Annotated in this window: 12 protein-coding genes, 1 tRNA gene and 1 pseudogene; 12 read left to right on the top strand and 2 right to left on the bottom strand. The window is 59.9% G+C overall.

What is annotated here, in order from left to right; all coding sequences use genetic code 11:
- The first annotated feature begins 16 nt into the window (after nucleotides 1-16).
- The 12 genes and pseudogenes from DFS28_RS17820 (at nucleotide 17) to DFS28_RS17875 (ending at nucleotide 12,228) form a co-directional block, all read left to right on the top strand.
- The gene (locus DFS28_RS17820) at nucleotides 17-832 is read left to right on the top strand and encodes an ABC transporter permease (RefSeq protein WP_111450851.1); all 816 of its coding nucleotides are present in this window, start codon (nucleotides 17-19) and stop codon (nucleotides 830-832) included.
- Complete coding sequence (locus tag DFS28_RS17825) at nucleotides 829-1,617, top strand: ABC transporter ATP-binding protein (protein WP_111450853.1); 789 nt, start codon at nucleotides 829-831, stop codon at nucleotides 1,615-1,617. Before DFS28_RS17820 ends, DFS28_RS17825 begins: the two co-directional genes overlap by 4 nt.
- A gap of 12 nt (nucleotides 1,618-1,629) precedes the next feature.
- Complete coding sequence (locus DFS28_RS17830) at nucleotides 1,630-2,355, top strand: urea amidolyase associated protein UAAP1 (RefSeq protein WP_111450854.1); 726 nt, start codon at nucleotides 1,630-1,632, stop codon at nucleotides 2,353-2,355.
- An 11-nt stretch (nucleotides 2,356-2,366) separates the two neighbouring features.
- Complete coding sequence (locus DFS28_RS17835; RefSeq protein ID WP_076030050.1) at nucleotides 2,367-3,008, top strand: urea amidolyase associated protein UAAP2; 642 nt, start codon at nucleotides 2,367-2,369, stop codon at nucleotides 3,006-3,008.
- Between the two features lie 300 nt (nucleotides 3,009-3,308).
- The gene (uca, locus tag DFS28_RS17840) at nucleotides 3,309-6,971 is read left to right on the top strand and encodes an urea carboxylase (protein ID WP_111450856.1); all 3,663 of its coding nucleotides are present in this window, start codon (nucleotides 3,309-3,311) and stop codon (nucleotides 6,969-6,971) included.
- Between the two features lie 25 nt (nucleotides 6,972-6,996).
- Entirely contained in the window at nucleotides 6,997-8,769 is a 1,773-nt protein-coding gene (atzF, locus tag DFS28_RS17845; RefSeq protein WP_111450857.1) for an allophanate hydrolase, read from the top strand.
- A 59-nt stretch (nucleotides 8,770-8,828) separates the two neighbouring features.
- A pseudogene (locus tag DFS28_RS31210) lies at nucleotides 8,829-8,973 on the top strand (GGDEF domain-containing protein); the annotation flags it as partial.
- Nucleotides 8,974-8,979: 6 nt separating this feature from the next.
- Nucleotides 8,980-9,174 (top strand): cysteine-rich CWC family protein, encoded by a 195-nt coding sequence (locus tag DFS28_RS17855; protein WP_008153014.1) that lies wholly within the window; start codon nucleotides 8,980-8,982, stop codon nucleotides 9,172-9,174.
- Nucleotides 9,175-9,230: 56 nt separating this feature from the next.
- Entirely contained in the window at nucleotides 9,231-9,923 is a 693-nt protein-coding gene (locus DFS28_RS17860; RefSeq protein ID WP_111450859.1) for a pseudouridine synthase, read from the top strand.
- A 312-nt stretch (nucleotides 9,924-10,235) separates the two neighbouring features.
- Entirely contained in the window at nucleotides 10,236-11,120 is an 885-nt protein-coding gene (locus DFS28_RS17865; RefSeq protein ID WP_111450861.1) for an alpha/beta fold hydrolase, read from the top strand.
- 180 nt (nucleotides 11,121-11,300) lie between these two features.
- Nucleotides 11,301-11,374 (top strand) — tRNA-Gly (locus DFS28_RS17870).
- Nucleotides 11,375-11,667: 293 nt separating this feature from the next.
- Complete coding sequence (locus DFS28_RS17875; RefSeq protein ID WP_111450863.1) at nucleotides 11,668-12,228, top strand: magnesium transporter; 561 nt, start codon at nucleotides 11,668-11,670, stop codon at nucleotides 12,226-12,228.
- Between the two features lie 32 nt (nucleotides 12,229-12,260).
- Here the strand turns inward: DFS28_RS17875 and DFS28_RS17880 are convergent, their stop codons facing one another.
- Together DFS28_RS17880 and DFS28_RS17885 are read right to left on the bottom strand one after the other, a co-directional pair.
- Nucleotides 12,261-12,578: a cytochrome C oxidase subunit IV family protein gene (locus DFS28_RS17880; protein WP_008074510.1), complete on the bottom strand. Its 318-nt coding sequence runs from the start codon at nucleotides 12,576-12,578 to the stop codon at nucleotides 12,261-12,263.
- A gap of 13 nt (nucleotides 12,579-12,591) precedes the next feature.
- Nucleotides 12,592-13,305: a heme-copper oxidase subunit III family protein gene (locus DFS28_RS17885; RefSeq protein ID WP_111450864.1), complete on the bottom strand. Its 714-nt coding sequence runs from the start codon at nucleotides 13,303-13,305 to the stop codon at nucleotides 12,592-12,594.
- Nucleotides 13,306-13,311: the final 6 nt, after the last annotated feature.

Raw genomic sequence — 13,311 nt, forward strand, 5'->3', positions numbered from 1 at the left:
TCAGGAGGACCTGGCCATGCGCCTGATCAATCGCCACCCGGATCGCCCGAGTCGCCTGCTGTTGGCGATCCTGCCGTTCGCCCTGGTGCTGTTCGCCTACTTCATGGGCTCGGCCGAGCGACTGACGGACAACCCCAACGACAAGTTGCTGCCGAGCGCCGTGCAGATGACCGACGCGGTGAAACGCCTGGCCTTCACCGCCGACACCCGCACCGGCGAATACGTGTTGTGGCAAGACACCGCGTCCAGCCTGCGCCGCCTGGCCATCGGACTTGGCATCAGCGCACTGGCCGGGCTGTGCCTGGGCATCGCCGCCGGTACGCTGCCGCTGTTTGGCGCGCCGTTGTCGCCGTTGCTGACGGTGCTGTCGATGGTGCCACCGCTGGCGATTCTGCCGATTCTGTTCATCGTGTTCGGCTTGGGGGAATTGTCGAAAGTGATGCTGATCGTGATCGGCATCACCCCGTGCCTGGCCCGTGATCTGGAGCAACGCGCCCGAGAGATTCCGGTCGAGTTGCTGATCAAGGCCCAGACCCTCGGCGCTTCGACCTGGACGCTGATGCTGCGCGTGGTGCTGCCGCAATTGCTGCCGCGCTTGTTGATCTCGCTGCGGCTGATGCTTGGCTCGGCGTGGTTGTTCCTGATCGCCGCCGAAGCCATCGCCTCCACCGACGGCCTCGGCTACCGGATTTTCCTGGTGCGCCGCTACCTGGCGATGGACGTGATTTTGCCCTACGTGGTGTGGATCACCCTGCTCGCCTGGCTGATGGATTGGGGCCTGAAACGCCTGACCCAACGGGCGTTCCCTTGGTATGAGGGGGCTCGCGCATGAGCTTCATCACGGTGAAAAATGTCTGGCAGCAATACGCCGATCAGGTGGTGCTCGAAGGGCTGAACCTGAACGTCAACGAGGGTGAGTTCTGCACATTGGTCGGGGCGTCGGGTTGTGGCAAGTCGACTTTCCTGCGGCTCTTGCTGGGCCAGGAACGCGCCAGTCGCGGCGAGATTCTGCTCAATGGCCAGGCCTTGGCCGGCGAGCCGGATGCCAGCCGTGGCGTGGTGTTCCAGCGCTACTCGGTGTTCCCGCATTTAACGGTGCTGGACAACGTCGCCCTGGGCCTTGAACTGCCGCGCTCGCCGCTGCTCGGGCGGTTGTTCGGCAGCGCTAAAAAAGACGCACGCGAACAAGCCTCAGTGCTGCTGCACAAAGTCGGCCTCGGCCACTCGCTGGACAAGTACCCGGCGCAGCTCTCCGGCGGCATGCAACAACGACTGGCGATTGCCCAGGCGCTGATCATGAAGCCGCGCGTGTTGCTGCTCGACGAACCGTTCGGCGCCCTCGATCCAGGCATTCGCAAAGACATGCACGGCCTGCTGCTGGAGCTGTGGCGCGAGACGCAATTGACGGTGTTCATGGTCACCCACGACCTGTCCGAAGGCTTCAGCCTCGGCACTCGCCTGCTGGTGTTCGACAAGGTCCGTGTCGACCCGCACGCCCCCGGCGCTTATGGCGCGCGCATCACTTACGACATCCCTTTGAACAGCGACCGCCGCGTCAACCGCGCCGCCGTCGATGCCTTGCCGGCTGCGCTGGCAGGCACGCTTCGTATCGCTTAGAGGAATTTTGAAATGACTGATTCGACCCAACTGTTCCCGCCCTTCGCCGAAGAAATGCTCCCCGGTGGCGGCCATCGTTCCTTCGTCCTGAAACGCGGCCAACTGCTGCGCCTGACCGACCTGCGCGGAGGTGCCAACGTCAGCCTGACGTTGCTCAACGCCAACGAGAAAACCGAACGCCTGAACCTGCCCGACAGCCTCAAATGCCAACACACCGCCAAGCTCACCACCGGCCATTGCCTGTATTCGGACATGGGCCGCGTGCTCGCAGCCATTACCGCCGACACCTGCGGTTGGAGTGACAGCCTCGGCGGTGTGCTCTGCGCTGAAGAGGTCGCAGAAAAATACGGCGCGGGGCGCTATCAGGAACTGCGCAACGGCTTCTTCCGCAACGGCACCGACAACCTGTTGGTGGAGTTGGGCAAGTGGGGTTTGGGCCTGTCCGATTTGCTGATGACGCTCAACCTGTTCAGTCGCTTGAACGTCGATGAAGCCGGGCGTTTTCATTTCGTCGAAGGCCATTCCCGGGCCGGCGACTACATCGAGTTGTATGCGCCGATGGACACGCTGGTGGTGCTCACCGCGCTGCAACATCCGATGGATCCTTCACCTGAGTACGCGCCGAAGCCATTGAAGTTGAGCTGGATGAACGCCGATGCCAGCGTCGCCGAACACTGCCGCACCTCGCGCCCGGAAAACGAGCGCGGCTTCATCAACACCGACCGTCTGTTCGCCTGAGGATCGCTGCTATGTCACTCGCAATCGCTACCGCTCAACAGCTGCCCGAAACCGCGATCTACCGCGCCACCATCCCGGCCGGCGAACCGTGGCTGATGGAGGTCAAGGCTGGCCAGACCTTGCGCATCCTCGACCTGGAAGGCAATCAGGCCGTCGATACGTTGTTCTACAGCGTCGCCAACCCGAAGGAACGCTACGACGTACAACGCACGTTGCGCCGACAGAACAGCGTCTACCTGAGCACCGGCAGCGTGCTCTATTCCAACCTCGGCAAGCCGATGCTGACCATCGTTGCCGACACCTGCGGTCGGCACGACACCCTCGGCGGCGCTTGTGCGCAAGAGAGCAACACCGTGCGTTACGCGTTGGAGAAACGCTACATGCACAGCTGCCGCGACAACTACCTGCGGGCCTGCGTCCACGACGGGCGATTGGGCAAGGGCGACATCGGGCCGAACATCAACTTCTTCATGAACGTACCGGTCACGGCGGATGGCGGGCTGACGTTTGAGGACGGGATATCGGCGCCGGGCAAATACGTCGACCTGCGGGCCGAGATGGACGTGATCGTGCTGATCTCCAATTGCCCGCAACTGAACAACCCGTGCAACGCCTACAACCCGACCCCTGCGGAGCTGCTGGTATGGAACTGAAATTCGCGCGGTTGCGTAGATGGTTGTTTGCACTGTGCCAGGCCCGTTCAGGCCAGTGCCTGCAACAGCGGGAGCACCGCTAAACCTTGTGGCGAGGGAGCTTGCTCCCGCTCGGCTGCGTAGCAGCCGCAAGTGTTGGCGGGTTTGGGGCCGCTTCGCGACCCAGCGGGAGCAAGCTCCCTCGCCACAAAAAGCGCGAATTTTGTTCATCCGGGACGGCCCGGGTGCATCTCGAAAAACTGCGGGACGGCCCGCATCCCAGGTCGAGGCTGATGCGTTATCGCCTCCAGGGGTTATGCCATGTTCGAAAAAGTCCTGATTGCCAACCGTGGCGCCATTGCCTGTCGCATCCTGCGCACCCTGCGTGAGTTGCAGGTCCAGGGCGTTGCCGTTTACTCCGAAGCTGATGCCGCCAGTTTGCACATTCTGCAAGCCGATGAAGCCCACAGCCTCGGTGAAGGCGCAGCCGCCGGCACCTATCTGGCCGTCGAAAAAATCCTCGCCATCGCCAAATCTACCGGCGCCACGGCGATCCATCCCGGCTACGGTTTTCTCTCGGAAAACGCTGCGTTCGCCGAAGCGTGCGAAGCCGCCAACATCGCCTTCATCGGCCCGACACCAGAGCAGCTGCGGGTGTTCGGCCTAAAGCACACCGCGCGCGCCTTGGCCAAACGACACGGCGTGCCGATGCTCGAAGGCACCGAGTTGCTCGACAGCCTAGACGCGGCGCTGATGGCTGGCGAACAGGTCGGCTACCCGGTAATGCTCAAAAGCACCGCCGGCGGTGGCGGCATCGGCATGCGCGTGTGTCGCAGTGCCGCCGAGTTGAGCGAATCCTTTGAAGCGGTCAAACGCCTCGGCCAGAACAACTTCAGCGACGCCGGGGTGTTCATCGAAAAGTACATCCAGCGCGCCCGACATCTGGAAGTCCAAGTGTTCGGCGACGGCCAGGGCGAAGTGATTGCCCTCGGCGTGCGCGACTGCTCGGTGCAGCGGCGTAACCAGAAAGTCCTCGAAGAAACCCCCGCACCGAACCTCCCCGAGGGCATGGCCGAAGAGCTGTGCGCGGCGGCGATCAAACTGGCAAAAGCGGTGAATTACCGCAGCGCCGGCACCGTTGAGTTCGTCTTCGACAGCGAGGCTCAGCGTTTCTACTTTCTCGAAGTGAATACCCGTTTGCAGGTGGAGCACGGCGTCACCGAGCAAGTCTGGGGCGTGGATCTGGTGCGTTGGATGGTCGAATTGGCGGCAGGTGACTTGCCGCCGCTGAGTGAGCTGAGCCAAGGTTTGAAAGCCTGCGGTCATGCGATTCAGGCACGGCTGTATGCCGAAGATCCCGGTCGCGAATTTCAGCCGAGCCCAGGCTTGCTGACCGCCGTGAACTTCCCTTTCGCCGATGGCAAACACCTGCGCATCGACACCTGGGTCGAGGCCGGTTGCGAAATTCCGCCGTACTTCGATCCGATGATCGCCAAGGTCATCAGTTGGGCGCCGACCCGCGAAGAAGCCGCTGCCGATCTGCATCAAGCGCTGGGCAACAGCCTGCTCTACGGGGTGGAAACCAACCGCGATTATTTGCGGCAGATTCTGCTCGATGTGCCCTTCGCCAGCGGCCAGCCCTGGACCCGTTGCCTGGAAGGTTTGGTGTATCAGGCCAACACCTTTGAAGTGCTCAGCGCCGGCACTCAGACCAGCGTGCAGGACTATCCCGGCCGTCTCGGTTACTGGGCCGTGGGTGTGCCGCCGTCAGGGCCGATGGACAGTCGTGCGTTGCGTCTTGGCAACCTTTTGCTGGGTAACGACGAAGGCGCCGCTGCGCTGGAAATCACCATGAGCGGGCCGCTGCTGCGCTTCAATTGCGACGCGGTGGTGGCGGTGACCGGGGCCGTGATTCCACTGACCCTTAATGGTGAAGTGGTGCCGATGAACACGGCTTTGCTGGTACCGGCGGGCGCTACGTTGAGCCTTGGTACGATTGCCGGTGCGGGTGCCCGCAGCTATCTGTGCCTGCGCGGTGGCTTGCAGGTTCCGGATTATTTGGGCAGCAAAAGCACCTTCACCCTCGGTCAGTTTGGCGGGCATGGTGGTCGTGCGTTGCGAGCCGGGGACGTGTTGCATGTCCTTGCTTTGAGTGATCGCCGCAGCGGTCTTCAACTGCCTGAAGAACAGGTCACCGAGTTGCCCACCGTGCGGCAAATCAGGGTGATCTACGGCCCTCATGGTGCACCGGAATATTTCACCGAAAACTACATCGGCACCTTCTTCGCCACCCAGTGGGAAGTGCATTTCAACTCCAGCCGAACCGGCGTGCGGTTGATCGGGCCGAAGCCTGAATGGGTGCGCGCCGATGGTGGCGAGGCGGGTCTGCATCCATCGAATATCCATGACAATCCGTACGCCATTGGCGCGGTGGATTTCACCGGTGACATGCCGGTCATCCTCGGTCCCGACGGCCCTAGCCTCGGCGGGTTTGTCTGCCCGGTGACGGTGATTGAGGCGGATCTTTGGCAGCTGGGGCAACTCAAGGCTGGGGACAAAGTTCAGTTCCTCCCGGTCGATCTCAAGACCGCCCGCCGCCTCGCCCTGAAATGGAATACCTCCTGTGGGAGCGGCGGTGCGACGATTCGACTTGCTCGCGAAAGCGGTATGTCAGATACATCAACGTTGACTGACACGACCTCTTCGCGAGCAAGCCCGCTCCCACAGGGAGTTGTGTCGCCTGTGGTGTTGGATTTGGGTCAGGGTGATACGCGGCTTGTGGCGAGACTGTCGGGGGACACTCATCTGCTGCTGGAGATCGGTGCGCCCGAGCTTGACCTCGTTCTGCGCTTCCGCGCCCACGCACTGATGCAAGCCCTGGAAAGCCAAAACCTGCACGGCGTGATCGACCTCACCCCAGGCATCCGCTCGCTGCAAGTGCACTACCAACCCGAACAACTGCCGCTGGCCGATCTGCTCGGCATCGTCGCCGGCGAATGGGACGCCGTGTGCGCCGCCAAGGACCTGCAAGTGCCCTCGCGCATCGTCCATCTGCCACTGTCCTGGGACGACCCGGCCTGCCAGTTGGCGATCGAAAAATACATGACCACCGTGCGCAAGGACGCCCCGTGGTGCCCGAGCAATCTGGAGTTCATCCGCCGCATCAACGACCTGCCAAACCTCGATGAAGTGCAGCGCACGGTGTTCGACGCCAGCTACCTGGTGATGGGCCTGGGCGACGTCTACCTCGGTGCACCGGTCGCCACGCCGCTCGATCCACGTCATCGTTTGGTGACCACCAAATACAACCCGGCCCGTACCTGGACCGCGGAAAACTCGGTGGGCATCGGTGGTGCCTACATGTGCGTCTACGGCATGGAAGGCCCTGGCGGATATCAGTTCGTGGGCCGCACGTTGCAGATGTGGAATCGCTATCGCGAGGTCGCCGCATTCGATGGCAAACCGTGGCTGCTGCGCTTCTTCGATCAGATCCGTTTCTACCCGGTCAGTGCCGATGAACTGCTGCGCATTCGACGGGATTTCCCCCTCGGGCGCTTCGATCTGAACATCGAGCACAGTCAGCTGAATCTGGCGGATTACCAAGCCTTCCTGACGAAGGAAGCCGAAAGCATTGCCGCGTTTCGCGATCAGCAAAAAGGCGCGTTCAACGCCGAACGCGAGCGCTGGATCGCCAGTGGCCAGGCGCATTTCGACAGTGAAGAACGGGGCCCGGAAGTCACCGACGACGCACCGCTGGCCAGCGGTCAACAGAGCGTCGACAGCCACATCGCCGGCAACCTTTGGCAGGTTCAGGTTGAAACCGGCAGCCGGGTTGCCGCGGGTGATGTGCTGGTGATTCTGGAGTCGATGAAGATGGAAATCCCATTGCTCGCGCCCGTGGCCGGAGTGGTACGCGAGATTCGTGTGCAACCGGGTTCGGCGGTGCGTGCCGGACAGCGTGTCGTGGTGCTGGAACTCGACTGAACCCATTATGAAAAGGACTAACGCGATGAACATCAATCTGCAACTCGACGCCCTGCGCAGCGCTTATCGCATCGGCAACATCACGCCCCGTGAACTGCTACTGAGCCTGCGCGATAAGGCCGCGGCGTTGAACCCGGACTATCACCTGTTCATCCACTTGCTCAGTGTTGAAGAACTGGAACCGTACCTCGCCGCACTCGACGGTCGCGACCTCGACAGTTATCCGCTGTTCGGCGTGCCGTTCGCGATCAAGGACAACATCGACCTGGCGGGCATTCCGACGACCGCTGCGTGCCCTGCATTTGCTTATGTGCCGCAGCGTTCGGCGACCATCGTCGAACAGTTGCTGGCGCTGGGGGCGATTCCGTTGGGCAAGACCAATCTTGATCAATTCGCCACCGGGCTTAACGGCAGTCGCTCGCCGTATGGCGCGTGCCCGAACAGCGTGTTGTCGGAGTATCCGTCGGGCGGTTCCAGCGCCGGCTCTTCACTGGCGGTGGCACTCGGCGTGGCGAGTTTTTCCCTGGGCACGGATACCGCAGGCTCCGGCCGTGTGCCGGCGGCGCTGAACAATCTGGTCGGGTTGAAAGCCACCAAAGGGTTGATCTCCACGGCCGGCGTGGTTCCGGCCTGCCGCACCCTCGATTGTGTGACCACGTTCACCGCGACGGCTCGGGAAGCCAGTCAGTTGCTCGCGCTCACTGCGCAGCTTGATCCCCGCGATGAATACAGCCGCAGTAATCCGTTATGGAACGACGGCTCGGCGTTTGGTGCGCCTCGGCCCTTCCGCTTCGGCGTGCCGCGTGCTCAGGATCTGGAGTTCTTCGGCTGCCCTGAAGGCCCGCTGTTATTCGGTGACGCCATCGACCAGCTCAATGCCTTGGGCGGTGAAGCCGTGGAACTGGATCTGTCGCCGTTCCTTGAAGCGGCTCGTTTACTCTATGAAGGCCCGTGGGTGGCTGAGCGCTATAGCGTCGCCGGCGAATTGATGGAGCAAAATCCTGAAGCTGTACTGCCGGTGATTCGCGCGGTGCTGGCCAAGGCGCCAGCGGTGAACGGCGTGCAAACCTTCCGCGCCCAGTACCGGCTGCAAGCGCTGAAAGCCCTGTGCGACCAGGCGCTGGAAGGCCTCGACTGCGTGCTCACCCCCACCATTGGCCGCCCCGTCACACTGGCGGAACTGGACGCCGAGCCAGTGCTGCGCAATTCGGAACTGGGCTACTACACCAACTTCATGAACCTGCTCGATTACGCCGCCGTCGCCGTGCCCAGCGGTTTCATGGGCAATGGTTTGCCTTGGGGCGTGACGTTGTTCGGGCGGGCGTTTACTGATCAGTATTTGTTGGGTGTGGCGGATGCCTTGCAGCGCCAGCAAGGTTTGGCAACACCGGTTCCGTCGGCTGTCGCACGCAATGACCGGGCGCGATTGGTGGTGTGTGGCGCACATCTGGACGGGTTGGCGCTGAACTGGCAGCTCAAGCAGCGCGGGGCTCGACTGATCGAGACGACGTTCAGCTCCCCGGACTATCAACTGTATGCCCTGGCCGGTGGCCCGCCGTTTCGGCCCGGGATGGTTCGCGTGAAGGACGGGGGGGTGGCGATTGCGGTAGAGGTTTGGGAGTTGCCGAGCCGTGAGTTGGGTTCTTTTCTGTGCGGAATTCCGGCACCGTTGGGGTTGGGCAAAGTGCAATTGGCCGATGGGCGCTGGGAGAGCGGGTTTATTTGTGAGGCGTATGGGTTGGAGGGAGCGGTGGATATCAGTCACTTGGGTGGGTGGCGGCGTTACCTCGCTCAATGATCGTTCGCCCTGCACATCGAGCAGTTATTTCCCGGCAGTGCCTTTAGAATGCCTGCCCGCTGACCGTGAACATCGGCCTGCTCCCTGCAGACCGATGACACCTTGCACAGGCTGCTCTCGAAGGCTGATCATGCGATGTACCGGGCCAAGCAAGCCGGCCGTAACCGCACCTGCGTGGAAATGCCTCACTCCAGTTATGAATAACCCTACATGAATAAGCCAGATTTCTGCCCGGCCTGCGGCGCCTCCAACGACTGCACCCTGGCCGACCCGCGAACCGCCGATCGGGCCTGCTGGTGCTACGGTGTCAGCATCGACCCGGCGGTGCTCGAAGCGCTGCCGCCCGAACTGCGCGACAAATCCTGTTTGTGCCCACGCTGCGCACAAGTCGAGGCGCAGCTGTAAGCAACCGCACAATCGATCACGTAAGATACGCGCCCCTTTCCTACCGATCCCTCGTCATGCGCATTGACCGCTTCCTCAGCAACCTGCCGCGCTTCAACCGTAAGCAGGTGCGTCTGTTGCTGGTGGAAAAGCGCGTCAGCATCGACGGAAAAATCGTCAGCGACCCGCACGCCGAGGTACTCGAGTTCAGCCGCGTCGAGGTCAACGACGAGGTCCTGCAAGTCGGCAAGCCTGCACGCTATTTCATGCTGCACAAACCGCCTGGCTGCGTCAGTGCCACCCGCGATCCGCAACACCCAACCGTGCTCGACCTGATCCATGAGCCGGACAAGGAGGACCTGCACATCGCCGGCCGCCTGGACTTCAACACCACCGGTCTGATGCTGATCACCAACGACGGCAGCTGGTCGCGACGCCTGACCCAGCCGCAAACCAAGCTACCCAAGGTCTACTACGTCGAGACCGAGCAAGAAATTGGCCCGCAATACGCATTGAAATTCACCGAAGGCCTGTACTTCGCCTTCGAAGACCTTACAACCCAGCCTGCCGAACTGGTCTTACTCGGGCCAAAATCGGCGCGCCTGAGCATTATCGAAGGCCGTTATCATCAGGTGAAGCGGATGTTCGGCCATTTCGACAACAAGGTGCTGCGCCTGCACCGCGAAAGCATGGGCCTGCTGGTGCTCGACAGTGCCCTGAAACCGGGCAAGTACCGCGCATTACGCACCGAAGAGATTCAATTGATCTAAGCAGACGACCGCTCAGCAGAAGTTGTCGAACAATTTTCCAAAGATACTTGCGCGATGACGTGACCCCTGCTTGAATCAGGACGTCGGCCGAAATGTGACCGACGAGTCACAACATACTTCTAAGAAACTTTTTGCCGGTAGAGAACCCTCAGGTTCCGCTTTCCCCCGGCAGACTGCCCGCCAATAACAATACCCGTCGACCGGACTGCACTGGATCGACATGGGCTCAAAAATTCCAGGCGTATGCCTACCTGTCACAAAGCTCGTGCAATCTCATTTGCGCGCATACCCGCTTGCTTGGAGTCTTATGACATGAGGCCAGAAATCGCTGTGCTGGATATACAGGGTCAGTATCGGGTTTACACGGAGTTCTATCGCGCAGACGCCGCAGAGAAGACCATTATTTTGGTCAACGGCTCGATGGCCACGACTGCGTCGTTTGCACAGACCGTGAAAAACCTTCATCCGCAGTTCAATGTGGTTTGCTACGACCAGCCCTACGCGGGCAAGTCGAAAGCCCACAACCTGCACGAGAAATTGCTGACCAAGGAAATCGAAGGGCAGATCCTCCTGGAGCTGATCGACCACTTCGCCGCCGAACACGTGCTGTCGTTTTCCTGGGGTGGCGCCGCGACCCTGGTCGCCCTGGCCCACCAGCCACGACGCATCGAAAAAGCCGTGATCAGCTCGTTCTCTCCGGAGATCAACGCGCACATGCTCGACTACCTCGAGCGCGGCATCGATTACCTCGGTAGCCGGGACGGTGACCGGGTCGGCAACCTGGTGAACAGCACCATCGGCAAACACCTGCCGACCCTGTTCAAGCGCTTCAATTATCGGCACGTCAGTTCCCTGGCCGAGCATGAATACGGGCAGATGCACTTCCACATCAGCGATCTGTTGCACAGTGATCGCCAGTGCTTCTTCAAAGCCGCAGAGAAAGTTAACGTACCGGTGCTGTTCATGAACGGCGAATGGGACGAGTACACCGCTGCCGACGGCGCTCAACTGTTCGCCAACCATGTGCAACACGCTACGTTCACCACCCTGCAGGCCACCGGCCACTTTCTCGACATGGAACACAAAGCTGCTTGCCGAGATAGCCGCAACGCATTGCTGAGCTTCCTGAAACCTTCGCAACACGAAAGTCGACCGCGTTATCACTACGTCCAGGACCAACATGCATTGGCCATCTGAAACAGCGTCATCGCGAGCAAGCTTAGCCCTACGGTGTTGAATGCATTCCTGTAGGAGCAAGGCTTGCCCGCGATTGACCATCCTGCGGTCTCTGTTTTTGTTTCACCTGCGCTAAAGCCGTCCCACACAAAGAAAAACTTCATTTCCACGCCCACATCTGGTACAAAGTCACCGCTCTGAGCGGGTGTCGTATAATGGCATTACTCCAGCTTCCCAAGCTGATAACGAGGGTTCGATTCCCTTCACCCGCTCCAATCGAATTTTGGTCTCACGTCAGGATGATTTTGACGGGAGATGCAGGAACACAAAAACCGGTCCGTTGTGACCGGTTTTTTTATGCCCAGGATTTGAGGTGCAGGGGAACCTGCCGAGCGCATCAGATCGCATGCTTCCCGTCCCCATGCCTGAATGATATGCAGTGCTATACTTTTTTATGCTTTGAATGAAGCGTAAAGCGTTGCCCACGGGTACTGGTACCGACTGCGAATCTCGACTGGCAGCTACAGACAAAGGAGGTCTACGGCAAGCACGAGATGGGAGGTGTGGCATGAATCGACACTATTACATCAGCAACAATCTCGATGATCTTGAAGCCGTTGAAAATGAGCTGGAAGCCAGCGGCATCAATTCCGAACAAATTCATGTGCTCAGTCAACACGTTGCGGATGTTGAACAACATCACCTTCACGAAATTAACTCGTTAATGGAACAGGATGTTGTCCACTCTGGCGAAATTGGTGCAGTGATCGGTGTGCCACTCGCGGCGCTGGTTCTTGGCGGCGCCTATTGGCTGGGCTGGACCGAATCCGCCGCAGGTTGGATGCCGTTTATCTTTCTTGCCATTGTTGTATGTGGCTTCTGCATCTGGGAAGGCGGTTTTTTTGGTATTCAGGTGCCAAACGCTCACTTCCGCAGTTTTAAACAGGTAGTAGAAGAGGGAAAACATATTTTCTTCGTAGATGTCGAGCCGGCTCAGGAGTCGGTATTGGACGGGGTTATCGAACATCACCCAGCGCTGGAAATTGCCGGCACGGGAACGGCAGCCCCCCATTGGACTGTAGCCTGGCAGCACAAATGGCATCAGTTCAAGCGAGTGATATCGGGTTAGCCCCTGGAGACTGATGGCCATCCGGAAGCTGCTTATTGGCCGAAGGAAATAACCCGGCTGAGGAATACATAGTCCGCCTCGGTGGCCATCAGTCCGACGAGCACCAGCAAACACAACGGTGGCACCAGTATGGCGTAGACCATGGCCAACCGTTCCCAGGCCATATGCATGAAGATGGAGACAATTAAACCTGCCTTCAACAACATGAAAGTGATAATCAGGGACCAACGAAGGTAACCATGGAAGTGGAAATAGTCGACAAGGTACGACAGCGTGCTGAGGACGAATAACAGCCCCCAGATTTTAAGGTACAAGCTGATTGGATGTTGCTGACCCTGAGCATGTGCCATCACCCGTGCTCCTCTACCATAAATAGAAGAAAGCAAAAATAAACACCCACACCAAATCCACGAAGTGCCAATAAAGCCCGGCTATCTCGACGTTCTGATAGTTTCCGGAGCGCTCATAATCTCCCCGCAGTACTTTCAACGCCACAATGCTGAGATAGATGGCGCCGATTGACACATGCAGTCCGTGAAAACCGGTAATCATGAAAAAACTGGCGCCAAACTGCGCCGCCCCCATAGGGTTCCCCCAGGGACGCACGCCTTCCGCGATGAGCTTGCTCCATTCGAATGCCTGCATGCCGACGAAGGTCACACCCAAGGCAGCGGTCGCCAGCATCAGGGCCGTGGTTTTCGCCCGATCACGGCGATAGGCGAAATTGACTGCCATGGCCATGGTGCCGCTGCTGCTGATCAGCACAAAGGTCATGATGGCGATCAGAATTAGCGGGATTTCTCTGCCGCCGATCGTCAATGCGAACACTTCACTGGGGTTCGGCCAGGCGCTGGTGATGGTCATGCGTACCGACATGTAGCCGGTTAAAAAACAGGTGAATATGAACGTATCGCTGAGCAGGAATATCCACATCATCGCCTTGCCCCAAGGCACCTGCCTGAAGGCCTCCTTATCCGAGGACCAGTCGCTGGCGATGCCCTGCCATCCTGCAGCAGGCGGCAAGCTAGGTGGATTGGATGAACTGGACTCGCCTGGGGCAAGTGGGTGCAATGCCATGGCTTT

The organism is Pseudomonas sp. 478, assembly GCF_003254125.1.
In the GTDB taxonomy this organism is placed as follows: Bacteria; Pseudomonadota; Gammaproteobacteria; order Pseudomonadales; family Pseudomonadaceae; genus Aquipseudomonas.

Bases quoted from the DNA above. Each gene is read 5' to 3' on its own strand.
- DFS28_RS17820 (WP_111450851.1), top strand. From the start codon at position 17: ATGCGCCTGATCAATCGCCACCCGGATCGCCCGAGTCGCCTGCTGTTG.
- DFS28_RS17825 (WP_111450853.1), top strand. From the start codon at position 829: ATGAGCTTCATCACGGTGAAAAATGTCTGGCAGCAATACGCCGATCAG.
- DFS28_RS17830 (WP_111450854.1), top strand. From the start codon at position 1,630: ATGACTGATTCGACCCAACTGTTCCCGCCCTTCGCCGAAGAAATGCTC.
- DFS28_RS17835 (WP_076030050.1), top strand. From the start codon at position 2,367: ATGTCACTCGCAATCGCTACCGCTCAACAGCTGCCCGAAACCGCGATC.
- uca (WP_111450856.1), top strand. From the start codon at position 3,309: ATGTTCGAAAAAGTCCTGATTGCCAACCGTGGCGCCATTGCCTGTCGC.
- atzF (WP_111450857.1), top strand. From the start codon at position 6,997: ATGAACATCAATCTGCAACTCGACGCCCTGCGCAGCGCTTATCGCATC.
- DFS28_RS17855 (WP_008153014.1), top strand. From the start codon at position 8,980: ATGAATAAGCCAGATTTCTGCCCGGCCTGCGGCGCCTCCAACGACTGC.
- DFS28_RS17860 (WP_111450859.1), top strand. From the start codon at position 9,231: ATGCGCATTGACCGCTTCCTCAGCAACCTGCCGCGCTTCAACCGTAAG.
- DFS28_RS17865 (WP_111450861.1), top strand. From the start codon at position 10,236: ATGAGGCCAGAAATCGCTGTGCTGGATATACAGGGTCAGTATCGGGTT.
- DFS28_RS17875 (WP_111450863.1), top strand. From the start codon at position 11,668: ATGAATCGACACTATTACATCAGCAACAATCTCGATGATCTTGAAGCC.
- DFS28_RS17880 (WP_008074510.1), bottom strand. From the start codon at position 12,578: ATGGCACATGCTCAGGGTCAGCAACATCCAATCAGCTTGTACCTTAAA.
- DFS28_RS17885 (WP_111450864.1), bottom strand. From the start codon at position 13,305: ATGGCATTGCACCCACTTGCCCCAGGCGAGTCCAGTTCATCCAATCCA.